Source organism: Luethyella okanaganae, assembly GCF_042660285.1.
GTDB lineage: Bacteria > Actinomycetota > Actinomycetes > Actinomycetales > Microbacteriaceae > Luethyella > Luethyella okanaganae.
In genome coordinates this window covers 151,310-172,841 of the sequence record NZ_JBHSTP010000004.1, presented here as the reverse complement: position 1 = coordinate 172,841, position 21,532 = coordinate 151,310, and the positions used below count along the sequence as shown (strand labels likewise).

Below are 21,532 nucleotides of genomic sequence, written 5' to 3'. Positions count from 1 at the left end.
CGGATGGATCACGGACAGGTTCTCCCGGACAGGTGGGTCGCCCCTCTCGTGTTGCCGTCGCGACCCCACGAGCCCGAGAAGGCGCCGTTCCCTCTCGTCGCGAGCATCGCGCCCGTCGTGGCCGCCGCCGCGATCTGGGCGGTCACCCGGTCGCCGTTCGCCCTCGTGTTCGCGGCGCTCGGCCCGATCGTTGCGATCGCGAGCCTCCTGGACTCGCGTCGTCATGCTGTGCGTCGACGCAGGCGTGAGGCAGCACGCTATGTCTCGTCGATCACGGCGCTGAGGGTCGAGATGGCGGAGGCCCACGAACGCGAGCGATGTGAGGCGTGGCGGCGGACTCCCTCCGCCACAATGCTCATCGCATGCGCGCGTGACGACCCCGAACGATGGCACGCACGTTCTCCCGGCCGGGCGGTGCTCGGGCGTGGCACGATCGCGAGCATGCTCCGGCTCGACGGCAGTGTGGTCTCCGACCTCGAGCGAGAGCTGCGCGACGTCGTCGCGTTTCTCGAGGACGCACCGCTCAGTTGCGAGGCGGGCGAAGGCATCGGCGTGGTCGGACCCTCGCCGCTTGCCCGCGCTGCACTGCGGGGCCTTCTTCTGCAGTTGTGCCGGTCCTCCGATCCGAGCGTCGTCCGCATCGAGGTGCCGTCCACGAAGGAGTGGGAGTGGGCCGCGGGCCTGCCCCATGCGACCGGCCCGATGGTGGCCGACGGCGGGGCACGACGGACGGGGGAACATGCGCAGGAGAACATCGGAGCGGCGAGGCCAGGTTCAGCCACGATACAGGAGCCCGAGCGGTGGATCGTCGTACGGGACCTCACCGACGGAGGGTCGGGCCCATCGGAGCCGTTCGAGGCGGACGTCGGCCGGGTGACGCTCCTTGTCGCCGCGACGACCGGCGAGCAACTCCCGCCCGGGTGCGGCACGGTGTTGCGCGTCGACGGTGTGCGGCGGGGGCGGGTGGTGCGCTCACGCGACGGGTTCGCGGGAACGATCGTCGTCCCCGAGTTCATCGGCCGGGAGCAGGCGGCCGGGTTTGCGCGAGATCTTCGCGAGATGGCCGCAGCGGCAGGACTCGGCCTGAGACGGGAGGCCCTTCCCGACCGGGTTGTGTTCGAGGAACTGGTCGAGGTCTCGTCCGCCGGCTCGGGCGAAACCGTCGGCCGGGACCTGTCCTGTCCGCTCGGCAGGACCCGCCGGGGTCACATCGTCGTCGATCTCGTCGGGCAAGGCCCCCATGCTTTGATCGGCGGCACGACGGGAAGCGGCAAGAGCGAACTCCTCGTCACCTGGATCGCATCGATGGCGAGCCGCCACAGCACTCGCGAGCTCACGGTTCTTCTCGTCGATTTCAAGGGGGGATCCTCCTTCGCACAGCTCGCGGAACTTCCGCATTGCGTCGGCGTGATCACGGATCTCGACGAGCGCGAAGCGAGTCGTGCGCTCGCGAGTCTGCGAGCCGAACTGCGGTTCCGCGAGGAACAGCTTCGGCAGTATGGCGCACGGGACATCGCCGACGCGGAGCTCGGCGGCCGGTTGCCGCGCCTCGTCATCGTCGTCGACGAGTTCGCCGCGATGCTCGGGCTGTTCCCCGAGCTCCACGCCCTCTTCGTCGATCTCGCGGCCAGGGGGCGTTCCCTCGGCGTCCATCTCGTGTTGTGCACGCAGCGGCCGGCCGGGATCGTGCGCGACGCACTGCTCGCGAACTGCAATCTTCGCCTCTCGCTAAGGGTCAACAATCGCTCGGACAGTCTCGCGGTGATCGGCACCGAGGAGGCCGCACGGATCGCGCCGGACAACCCCGGGCGTTGCTTCCTCGACACCGGGAGCGGTCGCACGATCGAGTTCCAGGCTGCGGTCACCGTGTCGGCGGACATCCGGCACATCGTCGAGACGACGAGATCTTCCGAGGTCGCTTCCCCCGAGCTGCGACGCCCGTGGCTCGACCCCTTGCCCCGTCGATTGCCGCGGAACGACGCGCGTCTGCGGGCCGCGATGTTCGATGGCGAACAGCCGGGGATACTTCTCGGACTCCTCGACGATCCGGAGCGGCAACGTCAGAACGCGGCGGTCTGGATCCCCGAGAGGCACGGTCACCTGCTCCTGCTCGGCGGGCCCGGAACCGGAAAGACATCCCTCCTCGCCGCGATCCACGAACACGGCGGGGGCTATTCCGTCGATGCGATCGCGCCCGACCCGGAGTCGCTGTGGGACGCACTCGTCGACGCGGCACGCCAAGACGGCCCCGATTCCGTGCCCAGGAAGGGAAGAGTTCTTCTCCTCGACGACTGGGACTCGGTCTCGGCTCGGTGGCCTTCCGACCACCGGCAGGCGGGGATCGAGCTCCTTCTCCGCGTCCTGCGCGACGGGCCGGCCGCCCGACGTCATGTGGTACTCGCGAGTCAGCGGCTCACCGGTCAGCTTCAGTCGGCACGACCGTCGTTCGGGTCCGCCGTGATCCTCCGCCTCGCCGACCGCTCGGATCATCTGCTCGCCGGCGGTCGACCGGAGTACTGGGATACCTCAGACCCGCCCGGGTCCGGTGAGTGGCGGGGGCTCCGGATGCAATGCGTACTCCCCACACAGCCTCCTCCGGCCGCCGTTGCGCGGGTCCAGAATGCGCCGGACCTCGAGCCCTCAGACGGTCCGCTGCTCGTCGTATCGTCCAGTCCGACGCGCACCGCGGAGGGGCTGCGCCGCGATGGATTCGAGGTCTCGGAGCTATCTCCACTCTCCAGGGCAACCGCGAACACAACCGGGTTCCGGGGAATAACCGTCGCCGACTCCGCGCGGAAGACGGCTCTCGTCGGCGACCTCGACGCCTGGCAGGCGAACTGGAGCTTGTTCTCCTCGTTGCGCGGCGATTGCGGCCTGGTGTTCGACGGCGGCAGCCTCGCGGACTATCGCCTACTCACCCGCCGTCGAGAGCTGCCGCCCGTGCTCGCCGCGGAGACGGATCACGGGTGGCTCGTCACGCCTGATGGGGTGACGCACAGGCGACGCATCCGTCGCTGATCGCTGTCTCTGATCGCTGATCGCTGATCGCTGTCGCCGGGTCGTCGAGCGAAACCTATCAGGCGAGAAAACCTATCAGGCGAGAACCGAGGCGAGGTCGTGAGCGGTGAGCCCGTGTGCGGCGGCGACCGGGGCGTTGACGAGTTCGCCGGCGTGGGTGTTGAGACCGAGCGCGAGCGACGGGTCGGCTCGAAGCGCGTCGCGCCATCCGTGGTTTGCGACCGCTCGAACGTACGGCAGGGTCGCATTCGTCAGCGCATAGGTCGAGGTGTTCGGAACGGCACCCGGCATGTTCGCAACGCAGTAGAACAGCGACCCGTGAACCGTGAACGTCGGGTCTGCGTGGGTCGTCGGACGCGAGTCTTCGAAACAGCCGCCCTGGTCGACGGCGATGTCGACGAGCACGCTTCCCGGCCTCATCCGCGAAACCAGTTCGTTGCTCACGAGCTTCGGGGCCTTGGCACCGGGAACCAGGACGGAGCCGATCACGAGATCGCTCTCGACGACCGCACGGTCGATCTCGAAACTGTTGGAGGCGACCGTCGTGATCCTGCCCGTGTAGAGTGCGTCGAGTTCGCGCAGCCGGAACAGCTTGGTGTCGAGCACGGTGACGTCGGCCCCCATGCCGATGGCGATCTGCATGGCATTCGTTCCGGCCACGCCGCCGCCGAGCACGGTGACCTTGGCTGGGTGTGTGCCAGGGACGCCGGGAATCAGCAGGCCGGGTCCACCGTTCGGCTTGAGCATGACGTTCGCGCCGACGATCGGCGCGAGCCGCCCGGCGACCTCGCTCATGGGTGCGAGCAACGGCAGCGTGCGGTTCGGCAGCTGAACGGTCTCGTAGGCGATGCCGGTGACACCGGAATCGAGGAGCGCCCGGGTGAGCCCGGACTCGGCCGCGAGATGCAGGTAGGTGAACAGCACGAGATCGTCGCGGAAATGGCGATACTCGCTCTCGATCGGCTCTTTGACCTTGAGAAGTACCTCGGCGGACGCCCAGGTGGTGGCGGCATCCGGCAGGATCGCGGCGCCCGCCGCACGATAGGCGTCGTCCGTGATGGAGGATCCGAGACCGGCGCCTGTCTCGACGAAGACCTGGTGGCCGTGGGAGACGAGGTCGTGGGCCCCTGACGGCGTGATAGCGACGCGGAACTCGTTGTTCTTGATCTCCTTGGGGACTGCGATCTTCATCTCGCTCCTTACACTCGGGGGACGACGGTGTCCCGCAAAGTCAGCCTACTTGCTGCGAACTGTCGTTTTCGAAGGCCATTCTCCCCTTGCGATGCTGATTTCGTGAAGATCAGCGAAAAAATTAACGATTTGGACACTCGGTGATGCATTAGAGCTTCGATTGTGTAAGTATCGACCCACTTGCAACGATGCGAATGGCGCGAGCGCGTACGAAACCCGAAGGAGACCAGCCCGTGAAGCCAAGACAGCTGCCAGCAGACCCGATGATCCAGCAGCTCATTCACCGGGCGCGGCAGACGCGCGTGAACCGTCGCACGATGTTGGCAGGAGCAGGCGCCGGGGCAACGGCCCTCGCCCTCGCGGCGTGCTCGACGGGCGGGTCCGAGAAGCCTGTGGCGGCCACCGACAAGTCGGCCACCGACAAGACCCTCAGCTGGGCCAACTGGGCCGCATACATCGACGAGGACGATGCGGGCAACTACCCGACGCTTGAGGCGTTCACCAAGCAGACCGGCATCGGGGTCAACTACGACGTCGCCGTCGACGACAACAACACCTACTACGGCAAGGTCAAGGATCAGCTCGCGCTCGGCCAGGACATCGGAGCCGACACCGTGTGTCTCACGGACTGGATGGTCGCACGGTGGATCCGTTTCGGCTATGCGCAGAAGCTCGACCACGACAACATACCGAACGTCAAGAACCTCAATCCGAGCCTGGTCCAGGTCGACTTCGACAAGGGGCGCGAGTACTCGATCCCGTGGCAGGGCGGGTTCGCCGGCATCTGCTGGAACAAAGAGAAGCTCCCGAACGGCCTCGCCTCCGTCGACGAGCTCTGGGACGGCGGGCTCAAGGGCCGAGTCGGAGTGCTCTCCGAGATGCGCGACACGATCGGGCTCATCATGCTGCAACAGGGCGTCGACATCTCGGGTGACTGGAGCGACGACGACTTCTCAGTCGCCAACGACGTGCTCAGAAAGCAGGTCGAAGACGGCCAGGTGCGCAACATCAAAGGCAACTCCTACCTCGAGGATCTCAAGAACGAAGACACCCTCGCGGCGATCTGCTGGTCCGGCGACATCACGGTGATCAACGCGGAGGCCGGAGACAAATGGGAGTTCGCGATCCCATCGACCGGCGGCACTCTGTGGAACGACAACTTCCTCGTGCCGATCGGCTCGCCGCGCAAGACCAACGCCGAGACGCTCATCAACTACTACTACGAGCCGGAGGTCGCAGCCGAGGTCGCAGCCTGGGTCAACTACATCACGCCGGTCGTCGGCGCCAAGGAAGCGGCGATCGCGATCGATCCCGAGCTCGCCGACAACCAGCTCATCTTCCCTGACGAGTCGACCCTCTCACAGGCGCACGTCTTCCGCACGCTGACCGGCGCTGAGGAGCAGAAGTACCAGGCCGAGTTCCAGAGCGTTCTGTTGGGAGCGTGAGAATGCCGTCGGGAGCGTTCGCGGAACGCGGAGCCGATCTCGAACTGGTCGGCATCCAGAAAAGGTTTCCCGGTTTCACCGCCATCGAAAACCTTGATCTGGCGATTCCCGCCGGGTCGTTCTTCGCATTGCTCGGCCCGTCCGGCTGCGGAAAGACGACCACCCTGCGGCTCGTGGCCGGACTGGAGGAGCCCAGCAAAGGCAGGATCCTCATCGGCGGTCAGGACGTCACCGACACGAAGTCGTTCCAGCGCCCCGTCAACACGGTGTTCCAGAGCTATGCGCTCTTCCCTCACATGACGATCCTCGAGAACGTCGCCTTCGGACTGCGGCGACGCAAGATCGGCGACGCCGTCGGCAGGGCTCACGAGGCCCTATGTCTCGTCGAGCTCGACCACCTCGCGGCGCGCAAGCCGCAGCAGCTCTCGGGCGGCCAGCAGCAACGCGTCGCCCTCGCACGCGCCATTGTGAACCGGCCGGCCCTCCTCCTGCTCGACGAGCCCCTGGGCGCGCTCGACCTCAAGTTGCGCCGCCAGATGCAACTCGAGTTGAAGACGATCCAGGAGGAGGTCGGCCTGACCTTCCTGCACGTGACCCACGACCAGGACGAGGCCATGACCATGGCCGACACCGTCGCGGTCATGAACAAGGGGCAGATCGAGCAGATGGGTGCCCCAGAACAGCTCTACGAACTGCCGGAGACGGCCTTCGTGGCCAACTTCCTCGGTCAGTCGAACCTGTTCACTGGGTCGGTTGTGGCGACCTCCGGCGATGCCATCTCGGTGGACGTCGCTGGGCATCGCATCGTCGTGCCCATGAGCCGTGCGCGACGTCACAGCGGCAACGTCACGATCGGTGTCCGCCCCGAGAAGCTCACGCTGCATCACGAGGTTCCGCTCGTCGACTCGGCGAGGAACACCGTCGGCCCCGGACGGGTCATCGACGTCTCGTTCTCGGGTGTGAGCACCCAGTACCTGGTCGCCGTCCCCGGCGCCGGAACCATCGTCGTGTTCGCCCAGAACATGGAGTTCGGCCCCGTCGCCCACGTCGGAGGCGAGGTGTGGGTCAGCTGGAACGTCGAGCATGGGTTCGGTCTCGCCGACGATCCGGTCGAAGCGCCGCGGTTCGTGCAGGACACCGACACCCTGAGCATCGCCGCACAGAGGCGCGATGCCATTCTCACGGAGCTCGAGGGAGCCTAGGAATGGCCTTCGCAGCCTTTTCCACCACGACGACCGCAGCGGAACAGGCGCCCAGGAAGAGGAGCAAGGTCGCGTTGTTCCTGCTTCTGCCGGGCATCCTGTATCTGGTGCTGTTCTTCCTGACACCGCTCGTGTCGCTGCTGCTTACCTCGTTGCAGGCGCCAAGGGAGTTCGGCGACATCGGCCAGTTCGACTACGCGTTCGACTGGCAGAACTACGTCACCGTCGTCGAGCAGTATCTGCCGCATATCCTGCGCTCTTTCGGCTACGCGCTCGCAGCCACGGTCTTCGCGTTGCTGTTCAGCTATCCGCTCGCTTACTTCATCGGCGTGAGGGCCAGGCGCTGGCCGCTTCTTCAGAGCCTCATGCTCGTGCTCGTGATCGCCCCGTTCTTCATCAGCTTCCTGTTGCGCACCCTCGCCTGGAAGCAGATCCTGAGCGACGAGTCCTTCATCATCACCTCGCTCAAGGCGCTCTCGCTCATGGCACCGGACGCGCACTTCACGGGTACCCCGATCGCGGTGATCTTCGGCCTCACCTACAACTTCATCCCCTTCATGACCCTGCCCCTCTACACCATGCTCGAACGCCTGGACACCCGGTATCTCGAGGCCGGGAGCGACCTCTACGCGAGTCCGTTCCAAGTGTTCCGCAAGGTCACGATCCCGCTTTCGATGCCAGGCATCGTGGCGGGGACCCTGCTCACCTTCATCCCGGCGGCCGGCGACTACGTGAACGCGAGTCGTGACTTCCTCGGCGGACCGGACACGCAGATGATGGGAAACGTGATCGAGGCGAACTTCCTCGTGCTGCTGAACTACCCGGCCGCCGCAGCCCTATCGATCATCCTGATGGCGGTCATCCTTGTGATCGTGGGCGTCTATGTGAAACGTGCCGGAACGGAGGACCTGCTGTGAGTGGCGAAGGACAGGCTGGTGCGGTCGTCGGCGGGCTCATAGCGACGGAGGAGACCTTGCGGCCGGGACCGCGTCAGCGCGAGTCTCGCACAGGCTTCTCCCTGGGGAGGTGGTTGCTGCCGCTCTACACAGTCCTGGCGTTCGTCTTCCTGCTCGTGCCGATCGTGTACACCTTCGTGTTCTCGTTCAACGACTCGATCAAGTCGAACATCTCCTGGCGCGGCTTCACCCTCGACAAGTGGCTCAACGTCTGCAATGTGCAGGGCGGCGCGGTATGCGAGGCCTTCGGCAACAGCATCGTGATCGGCGTCGTCGCCACCGTCGTCGCCACGACGCTCGGCACGATGATCGCGCTCGCGCTCGTGCGGTACCGCTTCCGGGCGCGCTCCGCGATCAGCCTGCTGCTGTTCCTGCCGATGGCGACGCCCGAGGTGGTGCTCGGTGCAGGACTCGCCGCCCAGTTCCTCGCCGCAGGCGTGCCGAAGGCCATGCTCACGATCATCCTGGCGCACACGATGTTCTGCATCAGCTTCGTCGTCGTGACGGTCAAAGCGCGCGTGGCGAGTCTCGACCCGGCCCTCGAGGAGGCTGGGCGCGATCTCTACGGATCGCCACGGCAGGTGTTCTGGCGCATCACGTTCCCGCTCCTGCTGCCGGGGATTCTGGCCGCCGCGCTGCTGTCGTTCTCGCTGAGCTTCGACGACTTCATCATCACCAACTTCAACTCCGGCTCGGTCATGACGTTCCCGAAGTACATCTACATCTCGGCGTCGCGCGGGATCCCCGCGGAGGCGAACGTCATCGCCTCCGCGGTGTTCGTCCTCGCGCTCGTGATCGTGATCTCGACGCAGGTATCGCGGGCGGCGCGGAGGCGGCGGCTGCTCGGCTAGCGCACAACGGGAAGCGCTGGCTCTGGCGAATGAGACGATGCGAGCGTGAGCGCACAGGACGGGGGTGCGCGGGGGAGACTGCGCAGGGGAGACTGCGCGGGGGAGACTGCGCGGGGGAGACTGCGCGGGGGAGACTGCGCGGGGGAGACTGCGCGGGGAAACTGCGCGGAGGCTGTAGCTGGGGAAGCCGTGCGAGGCGGTGACGTGCGCCGATGCGCGGGGCGATTCAGACCGTGGCGCGGATGCGCCCGATGACGGCGTCGCCGCCGTGGATGCCGAGGCCGAGGTCGGGTGCGAGCGCGCCAACGGCCGAACGTTCGATCGAGCCGGCGTCCGCGAGCAGAGTCAGCCCAACGATGGTCGCGGCGCGCAGGGAGCCGTCGAGGATCTTCAGCGCGACCGTCGTGCCGTTCTGCGCTGTCATGACCATGACGCCTTCCGCGCCGGTCTTGGCGAAGACACCGAGCCGTTCGATCACGAGGGTGTCGGGCTCTCCGGGTCCCGCGATGACCCAGCCGCTCTCGCGAACGGCCTCTGCGAGCACGCCGGCCTCGCGGAAGATCGCGAATGGCGAGGATGGCGTCGAGGTCGCGACGCGCTGGATGCCTCGGGCTAGTGCTGTGAGCGAGATCGCGTGCACGGGGGCGCCGCAGCCGTCGACTCCGCTTGCCGAGGGGCGTTCGCCCGTGAAGCGTTCGATGACGTCGAGGATGCGTTTCTGCAGCGGATGCTCCGGCTCGAGGTAGCCATCGAGCGGCCAGCCGTTCTGGGCGCAGGCGAGCAGCATCGCCGCATGCTTGCCCGAGCAATTCATGTAGACCCGCTGCTTGCCTCCGCCGGTCCGGACGACGACGTCGCGGGATTCGGAGTCCTGCGGCATGGCAGGAGGGCAGGCGAGGGCGGCCTCGGGGATTCCCGCGCGGGCGAGCAGGCCACGTGCGAGTTCGACGTGCCGTGTCGTTCCCGTGTGGCTGGCGGTAGCGATCGCAGCGTCTTCGCCGCGCAGCGTCACACCGCTCGACATGATGGCAACGGCCTGGAACGGCTTAAGGCATGAGCGTGGGAAGATCGGGGTCGTCACATCGCCGAGCGAGCGTAGCACCGCACCGTCCGCGGAGATGACGATGGCGGAGCCTGCATGACGGGACTCGACGAAGCCGCTCCGTTCCACGACGGCCAGCTCGACGGCATCCGCAATTGTGAACGTCTCGGGCACGTGCTTTCCCTTCATCGCGGCGGTCATCGCGACCGCACCATGCAACGCTACCGAACCGTTCGCGTTCTCGCCGCAGCCCCCAGCCTGGACGCCGCCTCGGAGCTCGATCCGGCACCGTTCAGACTTGCTGCGGCCCTTCTTCGGCGCTGCCTACCATCGATCGTGTTCGCGCGAACGACGACCCGGTCTTCGACCGTCGATCGACGGTTCTGAAGCTCGCCAGGCCGCGCACATGCGGTGGTCGAGGAGGGGCGCCACAAGCGTCCCGCTGGTCGAGAACTGCTCGGCCGCTTCCGCGGACAGCTATCGGAAAAGGAGTAAAGAAATGAACAAGTCAATTCGCAGTGCACTCTCTCTCGGCGTCGGGCTCGCGCTCGTCGGCGCAATCGCCGCTGCTGCGCCAGCGCAGGCGGCTACCTCGACGGGAGTCCCGCCGGAGGTCGCGACCGCGCAGGCGTCATCCGTTAAGAGCGCGGCCGCTCAGGATTCGGCCGCTCAGGATCCGGCGGGCCAGGATCCGGCCGGCGAGTCGTATCCGGTATCCGGGGCTGTCATAGGCGGACTGCTTTACACACGCGTCCAGATCGACAGCAAGGACGGTAGCGGCGAGAAATTCGTCGGTAACGGCGGCGGGGTCTTCACCCCGGGAGCCGGTGCGTTCCTCGGCGATCTCTACACGAACGACCTTGCTCGTCTGTACAGCGATACGACGAACTTCCAGGTCAACGCGACTCCTGTCTACACCAACATCAATTTCTTCGATTCGGATGCGAATCTGCTGGGGAGCCTGCACGCGGGCTCGGTGTCGACGGTAGTGGGCGTCGGGGGCGGCACGGGCAACTGGTCGATCTAGGCGCAACTGGGCTTGGCCCCTATCGAGCCCGGATGCCGCTGCCTCAACCGTCGCCGATTCGAGTCGGTGCCGGTTCTGGCCAGGCAACGGCTGCCGAGGAGCGCGCGCTCCTCGGCAGTTCCTTGTGGCGTGTCTACAGCGCGTCTACAGCGCGGCGAATGCCTCGTCGATAACGGAGAGGCCGTCGGCGATGAGTTCGTCGGTGACGGCGAGGCTCGGCAGGAAGCGGAGCACGTTGCCGTAGGTTCCTGCGGTGAGCAGGAGCACGCCGCGCTCTGCGGCGAAGTTCGCGATGTGCGTCACGGCGGCGGCATTCGGCACCTTCGTCGTTCCGCGGGTGCCCGGCTGCACGAGTTCGATGGCGATCATGGCACCGTGGCCACGGACCTCGCCGATCACGTCGTACGTGGCTTTGAGCGCCTCGAGGCCGGCTGTCAGGGTGCGGCCGATGCGGCGCCCCTCGGTGAGCAGCCCGTTCCGTTCGATCGACTCGAAGACGGCGACCGCGGCGGCGCAAGCGACAGGGTTGCCGCCGAAGGTTCCGCCGAGGCCACCGGGCTGGGACGAGTCCATGATCTCGGCGCGGCCGGTGACGGCCGCGAGCGGCAGGCCGCCCGCGATGCCCTTGGCCGTGAGCACGAGATCCGGAACCCACCCGAAGATCTCCGAGGCGTAGTAGTGGCCGGTGCGGGCCATGCCGCTCTGGATCTCGTCGGCGATCATGACCACGCCGTTGGCGGTGCACCACTCCTGAAGAGCCGTAAGGTAGCCGTCGGCCGGCACCATGAAGCCGCCCTCGCCCTGAATAGGCTCCACGACCAGACAGGCGAGATCGCTCGCCCCGATGACCTTCTCGAGGTAGGCGATCGTGCGGGTGGCGGCATCCGCACCGTTCAGACCGTCGTGGTATGGATAGCTGCTGGGAGCGTGGTAGACGTCGCCGGCGAGCGGGCCGAATCCGGCCGCGTAGGGCATGGCCTTGTAGTTCATGGCCATCGTGAGGTTGGTGCGGCCATGGTAAGCGTGGTCGAGCACGGCTACGGCCCGGCGCCCCGTGTACTTGCGGGCGATCTTCACGCCGTTCTCGACGGCCTCTGCGCCCGAGTTTACGAGCACGGTCTTCTTGGCGAAGTCGCCGGGTGTGTGTTCGGCGAGCAACTCGGCGACGCGCACGTACGCCTCGTACGGAGTGATGGTGAAGAGCGTGTGGATGACGTCCTGGAGCTGTCCGGTGGCGGCTGCGACGACACTGGCCTCGGTGTGGCCAATCGTCGTGACGCCGATGCCGGCGCCGAAGTCGATGAACTGGTTGCCGTCGACGTCGACGAGCACGGCTCCGTTGGCCTTCTCGATGTAGACGGGGAGGACCGAGGAGACCCCGCCGGAGACGACGGCATTGCGACGCTGCTGCAGCTCGACAGATCTCGGACCGGGGATGCTGGTCACGATCTTGCGCTGCTGCGCGATGGTGTACACCGGAGCGGAAGCGATCGAGGGCGCAGGCGAGTTCAAGGTGTCAGTCATGATGCTTCCAGCCTATCGTTGAGCGCAGAATTCCTACAGTGTCGAGATTCCTACAGTGTCGAGTCCGTCGCCCGCCGCGCCGAAAACCAGGAGGTCCCATGAACCACCCCCATCACTACGCACTGCGCACCGAATGGTCGGGGAATCGCGGAACAGGAACGAGTGGCTATCGTGACTACGGGCGGCAGCATCTCGTGACCGCCGTGGGCAAGCACGCGATCGAGGGTTCGTCCGATCCGACGTTCCACGGAGATCGCGACCGCTGGAATCCCGAGGAGCTCCTGCTCGCCGCGCTCAGCCAGTGCCACATGCTCTCGTATCTGCATGTCGCCGCGAGCAATAGGGTCGTCGTGGTCGGCTACAGCGACGACGCCGTCGGCACGATGGAGACGGGACTCGACGGCGGAGGTCGTTTCACGACGGCGACGCTGCGGCCACTGGTCGTGGTCGCTGCGGAGTCGATGGTCGAGCTCGCGGGGAGTCTGCACGCCGAGGCTGCGCGCAAGTGCTTCATCGCAGCATCCGTCAACTTCCCGGTCGAGCACGAAGCCGTCACCACGATGGCGACGGCTTCGTAGCGTTCGAAGGCTCGTGCTCCCCGGATTGTCTCGCTTCTGTGGCCGCGCGAGCTTCCGCCTCCAGCGTCTCCGCCTCAGCCCAGCGTCTGATCGCTGCGGCCCAGCGTCCGTCGCGCTCGAGCGGAGTGAGGTCGTCGTCGAGTCGTTCGGGCCGCCTCCTGTTGACAGTGTCCTCGCGCTCGCGTCCCAGCGGGCTCGCGGCGTGTAGGGCCCAGATGGCGAGAGGGTGCATGTCCCGTCCTGCTTTCGACTCGACAGTAACCGATATAACTACTTCACAGGTTATAGATTAGCATAACCTTTATTTCGGTTACACTGGTTAGATGAAGGATGGTGGAAATCAATCGAGAAAGGGCGGTGCCGTCGCCTCGGAACCAGACGAGACCTTCCTTGTCGCTTTTCTCAACACCCTCGATGTCGAGGACGGAACGGATGCGATCGCCGACAAGACCGGCCTTGCCGCCTGGGCGGGAGAACACGGGCTGGAACCCGGCGACCTCTCCGAGGCTCAGCGGACACGCGATGCCCTCAGGGAACTCGCCGTGGGCGAGCATCCGAAACTGCCTGCCGTGATGCTCGAACCGTCGTACGCAGGCGGCACGATACGCCTTAAGGCGGCGACGGTCGCCGAAGCCGCTCTTGCCGCCGCCGTGATCCTCGGTGTCCAGGGCCGCCTCGCTCGCGTCAAGCTCTGCCCGGCCGACGACTGCCGGGAGGCTTTCTACGACCTGTCCCGCAACGGGTCGCGCACCTGGTGCAGCATGGAGATCTGCGGCAACCGGCAGAAGGCCCGAAGCTTCCGCTCGAAGCATGCCGATGCGGGCGTCGCGAACTCCTAGAGCTCGCCAGACCGAGGGGTCATCAGGCAAGCGGCCAGAGATCCGGCTCGCAGCCGTGACCTCCGACGAGATTGGCACAGGGACCGAACACGGCGGGGAAGCGCACCGCGAGCGGGTCGCCGAACCATTTCGAGTACAGCAGCCAGAAGTTGAGGTTGCCGTGCGTCGAACACGCGTCGCCATCGCCCGTCAGATCGGAGAGCGCCGCCTCGTTGGGCTGGTACGGCGTGTAGTTGTAGAGGTTGGCCGTCGCCTGGTTGCGAATCCTCACGGTCGAGGCTCCGCACGACGGATCCGGGTTGTACTGCACGTCGACGGTGCCGATGCGATAGTCGCGCTCCGGCTGCTCCGTGTATTGCCGGAACTGCCACGCCGCGTTGTACACCTGGTTGAAGAAGCCGAAGTACTTCGCATCGCAGTCCGCGGTGTCCGGGCAGCCGTAGCCGGTCGCACGCTGATAGCCGTAGGCGCTCGGCCTGGTCAGCAGCGACTGCTCCTTCTGCAGCAGCACGAGCAGCACGCGGGGACTGATGCCGCAGGCCTCGGCGACCTTTGCGACGATGCGGCTCGCCCGCTCGCCGCGTGCCCCGCGGTACACTGCGCAGTGTCGGGTGCCCTGGTCCGGCTGCGTCGTCGTGTTCTGCCGGTAGACGCTCAGGCAGGGTGAAAGATCCTCGGGCGTGCACGGCTGGGATCTGAGGAAGTCCTGGATCTCCCGCTCGCTCATCGCGGTGTCGTTGTAGAAGCTGTCGTCGCTGATGATGAGTCCGGCGTCGAAGTCCTCTCCGTCGAAAGCTGCCCATCCAGGGTCGGTCTCGGCGTATGCGGCCTGCGTCGCGAACGGGGCGAGACCGAGAGACAGCACCACGGCGGTCAGCAGGCCGAGTCGCTGTCTCATTCGAGCGGAGCGACCGGTGCGTGGCCGGGTCGGGGGTCGTGCGTCCATCCCGTCGACCCTACCCGGTCATCAGAGACGTTCTTTGGGAAACACCCTGTCAGCCAGCTTCTGCAGGGTGCCGGATGGTGGAGCCTCGTTGTACTGGTTGGCGAGTTCCTGCCCGGTGAGTCTCTGGATCGCCGTCATGATCTCGTCGGTCGCGAGACGACGAGCCTTTCCGGACTCGGCGGAGCCGTATACGCGCAGGTCGAGCGGCTCGCCGAACCTCACGGTGACTTTGCGCACCCGGGGCAGTTTCGCGCCGACCGGCTGGATCTCCTGCGTACCGATGAGTCCGACGGGAACGACTATCGCCCCCGTCGTGAGTGCGAGCCAGGCAATGCCGGTGCGGCCACGGTAGAGACGGCCATCGAGCGACCGAGTGCCTTCGGGGTAGAGCGCGAAGGCGTCGCCGCCGTCGAGGATGCGCCTGCCCTGATCGAGGGCCGCCTGGGCGGCTTGCCCCGCGCCCCGCTCGACGCTGACAGCACCGATGGCCGTGAAGAAGTTTCGCGACACCCATCCCGTGAAGCCCGTTCCGGTGAAGTAATGGGACTTCGCCAGGAACTGCACCCGTCGCGGGGCGGCGATCGGGATGACGATACTGTCGATAAATGACAGGTGATTGCTTGCCAGGATGACAGGACCGTGCTTCGGAACGTTCTCCCGCCCCGTGATCCTGGGCCGGAATATGAGTTTTGCTATCGGGGCGATCACGGAACGTCCGAGGAGGTAGACGAATCCAGGGCGACGGGGGCCGGCAACATCGATGGAGCCGGAGGATTCTGTCTCGGACATGTCTTCGACCTTAGCGATATCCGAATGCGGACGTGGAAATGTAGAGTCGGCAGTCGGGCACGAGGAGGATCGCATGAACGAGGATCGAGCGTCCGTTCCCTCGCGGGCCGGGGATCATGCGCCGCGGCAGGTGCGGGTCTTGCTGCGCCGTTCCACGGGGGACCGGGCGCACGACCGGGAACTTCTCGCCGATGGGGTCGTGCGGCACACGGGGATCCACCGCGGCGATGTGCGTGTCGGCGCGTTCTGTCGTCGCTGCGGCGGCACAGGGCACGGGAGGCCTGTCCTGCTTCCGGCCCGGGATGCGTCGGCCCCTGAGCTGCAGCTCAGCCTCAGCCGCACCACCGGCATCGTCGTGGTCGCGGTGACGGATATCGCCCCTCTCGGCATCGACGTCGAGGATCCCCGCCGCATCGCCGCCGCCGGGATCGACGACGCCGCGCTTCATCCGGCGGAGCTCGCCGCTCTCGACTCGCTCGCCGAGGACGCCCGCCTCGAACGGCGTGCGATTCTCTGGACCGCGAAGGAAGCCGTTCTCAAAGCGAGCGGCTGGGGCCTCGCCGTCGACCCATCCTCGCTCGAACTGCGGGTGGCGACTGATGGCATCGTCGAGATCGTCGGCTGGCCCGTAGACCTCGGATTCGCCGAGGCACCGCGGATCGCGATCGTAGAACTCGCGGACGGCCTCATCGGCGCGATCGCCGTGTGCACGACCGAACCGTTCCGGATCGAACTCGACCGTCTGCCCGGCGGTTAGCGACGCGGCTTCGGCAGCGGTGGCAGCGCAGTCTCGAAGAGCCAGGCCGAGAGCAGCACGCGGGTCGGATCGCCGTTTCGCGTGGCGACATGATCGAGGAACTCCTCCGTGCTCACCGAACCGTGTCGTTTCGCGGTCGTCCATGCTCGTAGCGTCTCGAAGAACGCCCGGTCGCCAATTGAGAGACGCAGCGCGTGCAGAGCGAGCGCGCCTCGCTTGTAGAGGCGGTCGTCGAACATCAATTCCGGTCCGGGATCGCCGATGACGAGATCCTGGGGGAGCGTTTTGAGTTTGCCCCATTGCTGTTCCGCGAATCGATGGGCGCTCGGGCCTCCGGATGCCTCCGACCACAGCCACTCCGCATAGCACGCGAAGCCCTCGTGCAGCCAGATGTGCTGCCACGCGCTGACGGTGAGGCTGTTGCCGAACCAGGAGTGGGCGAGCTCGTGCGCCACGAGCCGGTTCGATCCGCGATGTCCATCGACATGGTTGCGGCCGAACACCGAGATCCCGTGGGCTTCGAGAGGGATCTCGAGGTCGTCGTCGGTCACCACGACCGTGTAGTCGGAGAACGGATACGGTCCGAAGGCCTGCTCGAAGAGCGCGATCATCGCCGGCTGTTCGGCGAAGTCCGCCGCGAAGTCGGCTCGGAGATCCCTGGGGATGAAGGCGTGCTGCGGAATCGACGCCGGGGGCAGCTCCGCGGCCTCGTAGTGGCCGATCTGCACCGTCGCGAGGTAGCTCGCGAGCGGCTCTGCGGTCTCGAACACCCAGCGGGTGCGACTCGACTTGACGGTGCGCGAGACCAGCCGCCCGTTCGCGATCACGCGATACGACGAGTCGGCGGTGACAGCCGTGCGAAAGGTGGCCTTGTCGCTCGGGTGGTCGTTGCACGGGAACCAGCTCGGAGCACCGGAGGGCTGCCCGGCGACGAGAACCCCCTCGCTGAGCTCCTCCCAGCCGACATCACCCCACGCCGTGTTCCGTGGTGACGGGGAACCGGCGTAGCGGATCGCGATCGTGAAACCGGCTCCGGCCTCGACCGGAGCGGCCGTCCTGATCGTGAGCTTGGTCGGGCTCTGCGTCACCTTGGCGGCGCGCTCGCCGTTCACCGAGACCTTCGAGGCGGTCAATCCGCAGAGATCGAGGGTGAAGCGTTCCAGGCGTTCGTCTGCGATCGCGGCGATCCTGACCGCACCGCTCAGCCGGTTGCTCGACACCCGGTAGTCGACGTCGAGGTCGTAGTGGGTCACGTGGTAGCCGCTGTTGCCGCTCTCCGGCAGATAGGGGTCGCCGGCGCTCGCCACACCGATGGCTTTCAGGAGGGGAGCATTGCTTTTCACTGCGCTCCAGTATTCCATGGCGCCGAAATCCATGGGGCGATCGGGTTGCCCGCCCATTGACTCGATTCAGGCACGGATTCTCCGCGCATGACGAGGGAGGCGGGCCCGACCGTCGCGTGGGCTCCGATGGCGGCCGCGGGAAGGATGACGCTATGCGGACCGAGGGTTCCGCCCACACCGATCTCGACGGTGTCGAGGGCCATGACCCGATCGTGGAAGAGGTGTGTTTGCACAACGCATCCGCGGTTCACCGTCGCGCCGTCACCGAGGGCGATGAGGTCTGCCTCCGGCAACCAGTAGGACTCGCACCAGACGCCGCGGCCGAGTCGGGCGCCGAGCGAGCGCAGCCACCAGGCGAGGGCGGGGGTGCCGGTCGCCGTGACCGCGAACCAGGGCGCAGCCACCATCTCGACGAAGGTGTCCGACACCTCATTGCGCCATACGAACGAGGACCAGAGCGGATGCTCTTCGACGCCGATCCGGCCGACGAGCACCCACTTCGACACCGTGGTGACCCCCGCGGCGATCGCGCCGGCTGCGAGCAGGACGATCCCCGAGAGGGCGATCGCCCAGACGACCCCCCAATCGGCGACCATCCATTCGAGCGCGGCGAGCACGCCGATGGCGATCCAGGCTGTGACGACGACGGGAACGAAACGACAGAGCTCCCAGAGCAGGCGGGCGGCCTTGAGCCGGAGCGGTGGCTGGAATGTGCGCGTCTCGTCGAACTCCGCGACGGCGCGGCGCAGGCGCACCGGGGGGTTGCCGAGCCACGACGATCCCGACTTGGCCTTGCGAGGCGTGGCGGAGAGGACGGCGACGAGACCGTTCTTCGGCACGGTCCGGCCTGGCCCGGTCATGCCTGAGTTTCCGAGGAACGCGCGGCGGCCGACTTTGGCCTCGTCGACGTGCATCCATCCACCGCCGAGCTCATAGGACGCGACCATTGTGTCGTCGGCGAGGAAAGCGTGGTCCGCGATCGTCGTGAGCTTCGGCAGCAAGAGCACGGTCGAGGCCTCGACATTCCGGCCGACCTTCGCTCCAAGCATCCGGAGCCAGACCGGCGTGAACAGGCTCGCGTAGAACGGAAAGAGCACCGTGCGCGCCGTGTCGAGTAGACGCTCGGTCGCCCACACCTGCCAGCCGATCCGGCTGCGCACGGCGTAGGTTCCCGGTCGGATGCCGATGCTCAGCAGTCGGACAGCGAGGACGATGAGCCCGGCGAACACGACTCCTGCTGCGAGAACGACGATCGGCTGCACGGCGAGCGCCCGCAGCGCGGCCTCGCCGAGCGTTCCGGCCTCCGCGATCGTCCAGCCGGTGATGAGCGCGCCGACTGCTACCGCGACCGCAGGCAGCGCGGAGAGCACGGCTGAGCCGATGCCATAGGCGACGAGCCATCCGGTGGCGCGCGGCGGGCGTCGTTCGGGCCAGTCATGCTTCGCCTTGCCGACCCGCGCGGCCGGCGATCCCGCCCAGAGCTGGCCGGCGGGAACCTGGCCGTGAACGGCCGAGCCTGCGGCGACCTCGGCGCCCTTGCCGAGGCGGGTGCCTGGAAGCAGGGTGCTGCGTGAGCCGACCGTGGCATCGGCTCCGATCTGGATCGTGCCGAGACGCAGGATGTCTCCGTCGATCCAGTACCCGCTGAGGTCGACCTCGGGTTCGATCGAGGCACCCGCGCCGATCCTGAGCATGCCAGTGATCGGTGGCAACGAGTGCAGATCGACTCCTGGGGCGATCGTGGCCCCGAGTGCGCGAGCGTAGTAGCTGATCCACGGGGCACCGGCCAGATTTGCCGCGCCGACGAGATGCGCCACTTGCTCGGCGAGCCAGAGTCGCACGTGCACGCTCCCGCCGCGTGGATAGTCACCGGGCGTCACGCCCGCGAGCAGCAGACGCGAGGAGAGCACCGAGAGGCCCATGCGCCCGACCGGCGTGATGAGCACGACGAATCCCGCGAGGATCCACCACCAAGACACCGTCGGCGCCCAGGCGAAGTCTCCGAACAGGGCCAGCAGGTTGTTCGCGGTCAGCAGGTAGACGAGCCAGCGCAATCCTACGATGACGTGCAGGGGGATGCCCAGGATGGTCTGCGCGAGCTGGGTGCGGAACGGCGTCGGAACGACGTGCCGGCGTTCGCGCTCCGGTTCCGGCGTGCGGGAGTCGAGCTCGGTCGCGAGCGCGCCGATGCGCGGCTGATCGTAGATGTCGGAGACGCGTGCCTCCGGAAAGCGGGCGCGGATCGCCGAGACGAGCTGCGCCGCGGTGAGCGAGCCGCCGCCGTGGGCGAAAAAGTCGTCGTCGGGGCCAGTGACGGGGGAGCCGAGGATGGCCGTCCAACGCTCCGCGATCCAGGCGGCGGTCGGGGAGAGGCCGGCGGCGTCTGCAGTGTCGGTCACAGAAAGCGGCCACGGCAGTGCGGCACGGTCCACTTTCCCCGACGTTCTCGTCGGCAGGGTGTCCACGACGGCGAGGACCGGGACGAGCGCAGCTGGCAGCTCCTCCCGCAGACGTCGCGTCGCAGCGTCCGTGTCGAAGCGGTGGATCGGATCGGCGAGCGCGACGTAGCCGACGAGGATCTGATTGCCGGCCGGAGTCCTCTGCACGACAGCCGCACCGCCGGCGACATCCGGCAGAGCCTGGAGCGCAGCATCGATCTCGCCGAGCTCGATGCGCCGTCCGCCGAGTTTGATCTGATCGTCGGCGCGCCCCTGGAAGACGAGTCCCTCTGTCTCGAAACGCACGAGATCGCCGGATCGGTATGCCCGCTCCCAGCCGAGCGTCGGCATCGGCGCGTACTTCTCGGCATCCTTGGCCGGGTCGAGATAGCGTGCCAGCCCGACGCCGCCGATGACGAGCTCGCCGAGCTCGCCTTCGGCGACGGGTCGTCCCCCGGCATCGACGACAGCGAGGTCCCAGCCATCGAGCGGCAGCCCGATGCGGATCGGCGGTGCACCGGTCAGGCGGGTCGCGCATGCGACGACCGTTGCCTCGGTCGGACCATAGGTGTTCCACACCTCCCGGCCGTCCAACACGAGACGCTCGGCGAGGTCCGGCGGGCACGCCTCGCCGCCGAAGATGAGCAGCCGCACGAGTTCGAGCGACTCGGCCGGCCACAACGCGGCGAGCGTCGGGACCGTCGACACGATCGTGATGCCGTGGGCGATGAGCCACGGGCCGAGATCGACTCCCGAGCGTACGAGCGAGCGCGGTGCCGGGACAAGGCACGCTCCGTTGCGCCAGGCGAGCCACATCTCCTCGCATGACGCGTCGAAGGCGACCGAGAGGCCGGCGAGCACGCGGTCGCCCGGGGCGATGGGCTCCTCCTGCAAGAAGAGGCGGGCCTCTGCGTCGACGAAGGCCGCTGCGGAGCGGTGGGTGACGGCGACCCCCTTCGGTACCCCGGTCGATCCGCTCGTGAAGATCACCCAGGCGTCGTCGTCGGGCTCAGGCGCGCCGACCAGGGGTACGCTGCCGGTCGGCGAGCCGATGGTCGGGATCCCGGAGGTCGGGGGCTCACGATCGACGAGCGTCTCCTTCCCGCGCTGGTCACGTGGGACGAGCAGGCCGTCCGCGCCGATCACGCCGGCGACGTCTGCTTCTCCGAAGACGAGCTCCGCGCGCTCCTCCGGGTCGTCGGCGTCGACGGGAACGTAGGCGGCACCGACGGCCAGCACTGCGAGGATCGAGATATAGAGGGTTCGTGTGCCGGATGGGATGCGGATGCCGACCCTGTCGCCGCGGCGGATTCCGGCGATGCTGAGGCGTGCCGCCGAGTCGTTGACCAGGCGTAGCAGTTCGCGATAGCTGAGGGCACCTGCGCTGTCGGCGAGAGCGGAGGCCTGCGGATGCGCATGCGCCGTCGTGCGGAGAATGTCGATGAGCGTGCGTTCCGCCGCCGCGCGGTCACTCGCGAGCATCAGGCCGATATCGGGAACCTCGGTCATTTCTGTCCTCTCGGCGCCGCCCCGGCTGGACCCGATGCGGCGAAGAGCGAGGATATTGATCACGAGTGTACGCGCGG

15 protein-coding genes and 1 pseudogene are annotated in these 21,532 nt (G+C 67.0%); 9 read left to right on the top strand and 7 right to left on the bottom strand.

The features are described from left to right. The first annotated feature begins 3 nt into the window (after positions 1–3). The gene (locus ACFQB0_RS14785; RefSeq protein WP_386733123.1) at positions 4–3,018 is read left to right on the top strand and encodes an FtsK/SpoIIIE domain-containing protein; all 3,015 of its coding nucleotides are present in this window, start codon (positions 4–6) and stop codon (positions 3,016–3,018) included. A 75-nt stretch (positions 3,019–3,093) separates the two neighbouring features. Here ACFQB0_RS14785 and ald read toward each other — a convergent pair whose 3' ends face one another. Then, positions 3,094–4,209: an alanine dehydrogenase gene (gene ald, locus ACFQB0_RS14780; RefSeq protein ID WP_386733121.1), complete on the bottom strand. Its 1,116-nt coding sequence runs from the start codon at positions 4,207–4,209 to the stop codon at positions 3,094–3,096. A 233-nt stretch (positions 4,210–4,442) separates the two neighbouring features. On the opposite strand from ald, the gene ACFQB0_RS14775 reads away from it, so the two are divergent. From ACFQB0_RS14775 to ACFQB0_RS14760, 4 genes are read left to right on the top strand one after another with little or no spacing between them, the layout of a single operon-like run. Beyond that, positions 4,443–5,654, top strand: coding sequence for an ABC transporter substrate-binding protein (locus ACFQB0_RS14775; RefSeq protein WP_386733119.1), 1,212 nt, complete (start codon positions 4,443–4,445; stop codon positions 5,652–5,654). Between the two features lie 2 nt (positions 5,655–5,656). Next, positions 5,657–6,856 carry an ABC transporter ATP-binding protein gene (locus tag ACFQB0_RS14770; RefSeq protein ID WP_386733118.1) on the top strand — a complete coding sequence of 400 codons (1,200 nt, stop codon included), beginning with the start codon at positions 5,657–5,659 and terminating at the stop codon, positions 6,854–6,856. A 2-nt stretch (positions 6,857–6,858) separates the two neighbouring features. Then, positions 6,859–7,773, top strand: a complete 915-nt coding sequence (locus ACFQB0_RS14765) for an ABC transporter permease (protein ID WP_386733116.1) — start codon at positions 6,859–6,861, stop codon at positions 7,771–7,773. 56 nt (positions 7,774–7,829) lie between these two features. Beyond that, positions 7,830–8,663, top strand: coding sequence for an ABC transporter permease (locus ACFQB0_RS14760; protein WP_386733302.1), 834 nt, complete (start codon positions 7,830–7,832; stop codon positions 8,661–8,663). A gap of 226 nt (positions 8,664–8,889) precedes the next feature. Here ACFQB0_RS14760 and ACFQB0_RS14755 read toward each other — a convergent pair whose 3' ends face one another. Beyond that, positions 8,890–9,906, bottom strand: coding sequence for an asparaginase (locus ACFQB0_RS14755; protein ID WP_386733114.1), 1,017 nt, complete (start codon positions 9,904–9,906; stop codon positions 8,890–8,892). 298 nt (positions 9,907–10,204) lie between these two features. Between ACFQB0_RS14755 and ACFQB0_RS14750 the strand changes: the two genes are divergently transcribed. Continuing rightward, positions 10,205–10,732, top strand: coding sequence for a VapA/VapB family virulence-associated protein (locus tag ACFQB0_RS14750; protein WP_386733112.1), 528 nt, complete (start codon positions 10,205–10,207; stop codon positions 10,730–10,732). A gap of 144 nt (positions 10,733–10,876) precedes the next feature. Here the strand turns inward: ACFQB0_RS14750 and gabT are convergent, their stop codons facing one another. After that, complete coding sequence (gene gabT / locus ACFQB0_RS14745; RefSeq protein ID WP_386733110.1) at positions 10,877–12,256, bottom strand: 4-aminobutyrate--2-oxoglutarate transaminase; 1,380 nt, start codon at positions 12,254–12,256, stop codon at positions 10,877–10,879. A gap of 98 nt (positions 12,257–12,354) precedes the next feature. On the opposite strand from gabT, the gene ACFQB0_RS14740 reads away from it, so the two are divergent. Both ACFQB0_RS14740 and ACFQB0_RS14735 read left to right on the top strand, forming a co-directional pair. Further along, a complete protein-coding gene (locus ACFQB0_RS14740; RefSeq protein WP_386733107.1) occupies positions 12,355–12,834 on the top strand; it encodes an OsmC family protein in 480 nt (159 codons plus the stop codon). 323 nt (positions 12,835–13,157) lie between these two features. Then, positions 13,158–13,673: a CGNR zinc finger domain-containing protein gene (locus tag ACFQB0_RS14735; RefSeq protein WP_386733105.1), complete on the top strand. Its 516-nt coding sequence runs from the start codon at positions 13,158–13,160 to the stop codon at positions 13,671–13,673. Positions 13,674–13,695: 22 nt separating this feature from the next. Here the strand turns inward: ACFQB0_RS14735 and ACFQB0_RS14730 are convergent, their stop codons facing one another. Both ACFQB0_RS14730 and ACFQB0_RS14725 read right to left on the bottom strand, forming a co-directional pair. Beyond that, complete coding sequence (locus tag ACFQB0_RS14730; protein WP_386733103.1) at positions 13,696–14,619, bottom strand: hypothetical protein; 924 nt, start codon at positions 14,617–14,619, stop codon at positions 13,696–13,698. A 21-nt stretch (positions 14,620–14,640) separates the two neighbouring features. Continuing rightward, the gene (locus tag ACFQB0_RS14725; protein WP_386733101.1) at positions 14,641–15,408 is read right to left on the bottom strand and encodes a lysophospholipid acyltransferase family protein; all 768 of its coding nucleotides are present in this window, start codon (positions 15,406–15,408) and stop codon (positions 14,641–14,643) included. Between ACFQB0_RS14725 and ACFQB0_RS14720 the strand changes: the two are divergent. Further along, positions 15,380–16,114, top strand: a pseudogene (locus ACFQB0_RS14720) (4'-phosphopantetheinyl transferase family protein); the annotation flags it as partial. The gene ACFQB0_RS14725 and the pseudogene ACFQB0_RS14720 overlap by 29 nt on opposite strands. 47 nt (positions 16,115–16,161) lie before the next feature. Here ACFQB0_RS14720 and ACFQB0_RS14715 read toward each other — a convergent pair. Then, the gene (locus ACFQB0_RS14715) at positions 16,162–17,508 is read right to left on the bottom strand and encodes a M1 family metallopeptidase (RefSeq protein WP_386733099.1); all 1,347 of its coding nucleotides are present in this window, start codon (positions 17,506–17,508) and stop codon (positions 16,162–16,164) included. Further along, positions 17,505–21,455, bottom strand: a complete 3,951-nt coding sequence (locus ACFQB0_RS14710; protein WP_386733097.1) for a Pls/PosA family non-ribosomal peptide synthetase — start codon at positions 21,453–21,455, stop codon at positions 17,505–17,507. Before ACFQB0_RS14710 ends, ACFQB0_RS14715 begins: the two co-directional genes overlap by 4 nt. Positions 21,456–21,532 lie beyond the last annotated feature (77 nt).

Coding starts and splice junctions, on each gene's coding strand:
- ACFQB0_RS14770 (WP_386733118.1), top strand. CDS start 5,657: ATGCCGTCGGGAGCGTTCGCGGAACGCGGAGCCGATCTCGAACTGGTC.
- ACFQB0_RS14735 (WP_386733105.1), top strand. CDS start 13,158: ATGAAGGATGGTGGAAATCAATCGAGAAAGGGCGGTGCCGTCGCCTCG.
- ACFQB0_RS14710 (WP_386733097.1), bottom strand. CDS start 21,455: ATGACCGAGGTTCCCGATATCGGCCTGATGCTCGCGAGTGACCGCGCG.
- ACFQB0_RS14755 (WP_386733114.1), bottom strand. CDS start 9,906: ATGACCGCCGCGATGAAGGGAAAGCACGTGCCCGAGACGTTCACAATT.
- ACFQB0_RS14740 (WP_386733107.1), top strand. CDS start 12,355: ATGAACCACCCCCATCACTACGCACTGCGCACCGAATGGTCGGGGAAT.
- gabT (WP_386733110.1), bottom strand. CDS start 12,256: ATGACTGACACCTTGAACTCGCCTGCGCCCTCGATCGCTTCCGCTCCG.
- ACFQB0_RS14785 (WP_386733123.1), top strand. CDS start 4: ATGGATCACGGACAGGTTCTCCCGGACAGGTGGGTCGCCCCTCTCGTG.
- ACFQB0_RS14765 (WP_386733116.1), top strand. CDS start 6,859: ATGGCCTTCGCAGCCTTTTCCACCACGACGACCGCAGCGGAACAGGCG.
- ACFQB0_RS14750 (WP_386733112.1), top strand. CDS start 10,205: ATGAACAAGTCAATTCGCAGTGCACTCTCTCTCGGCGTCGGGCTCGCG.
- ACFQB0_RS14725 (WP_386733101.1), bottom strand. CDS start 15,408: ATGTCCGAGACAGAATCCTCCGGCTCCATCGATGTTGCCGGCCCCCGT.
- ald (WP_386733121.1), bottom strand. CDS start 4,209: ATGAAGATCGCAGTCCCCAAGGAGATCAAGAACAACGAGTTCCGCGTC.
- ACFQB0_RS14730 (WP_386733103.1), bottom strand. CDS start 14,619: ATGGACGCACGACCCCCGACCCGGCCACGCACCGGTCGCTCCGCTCGA.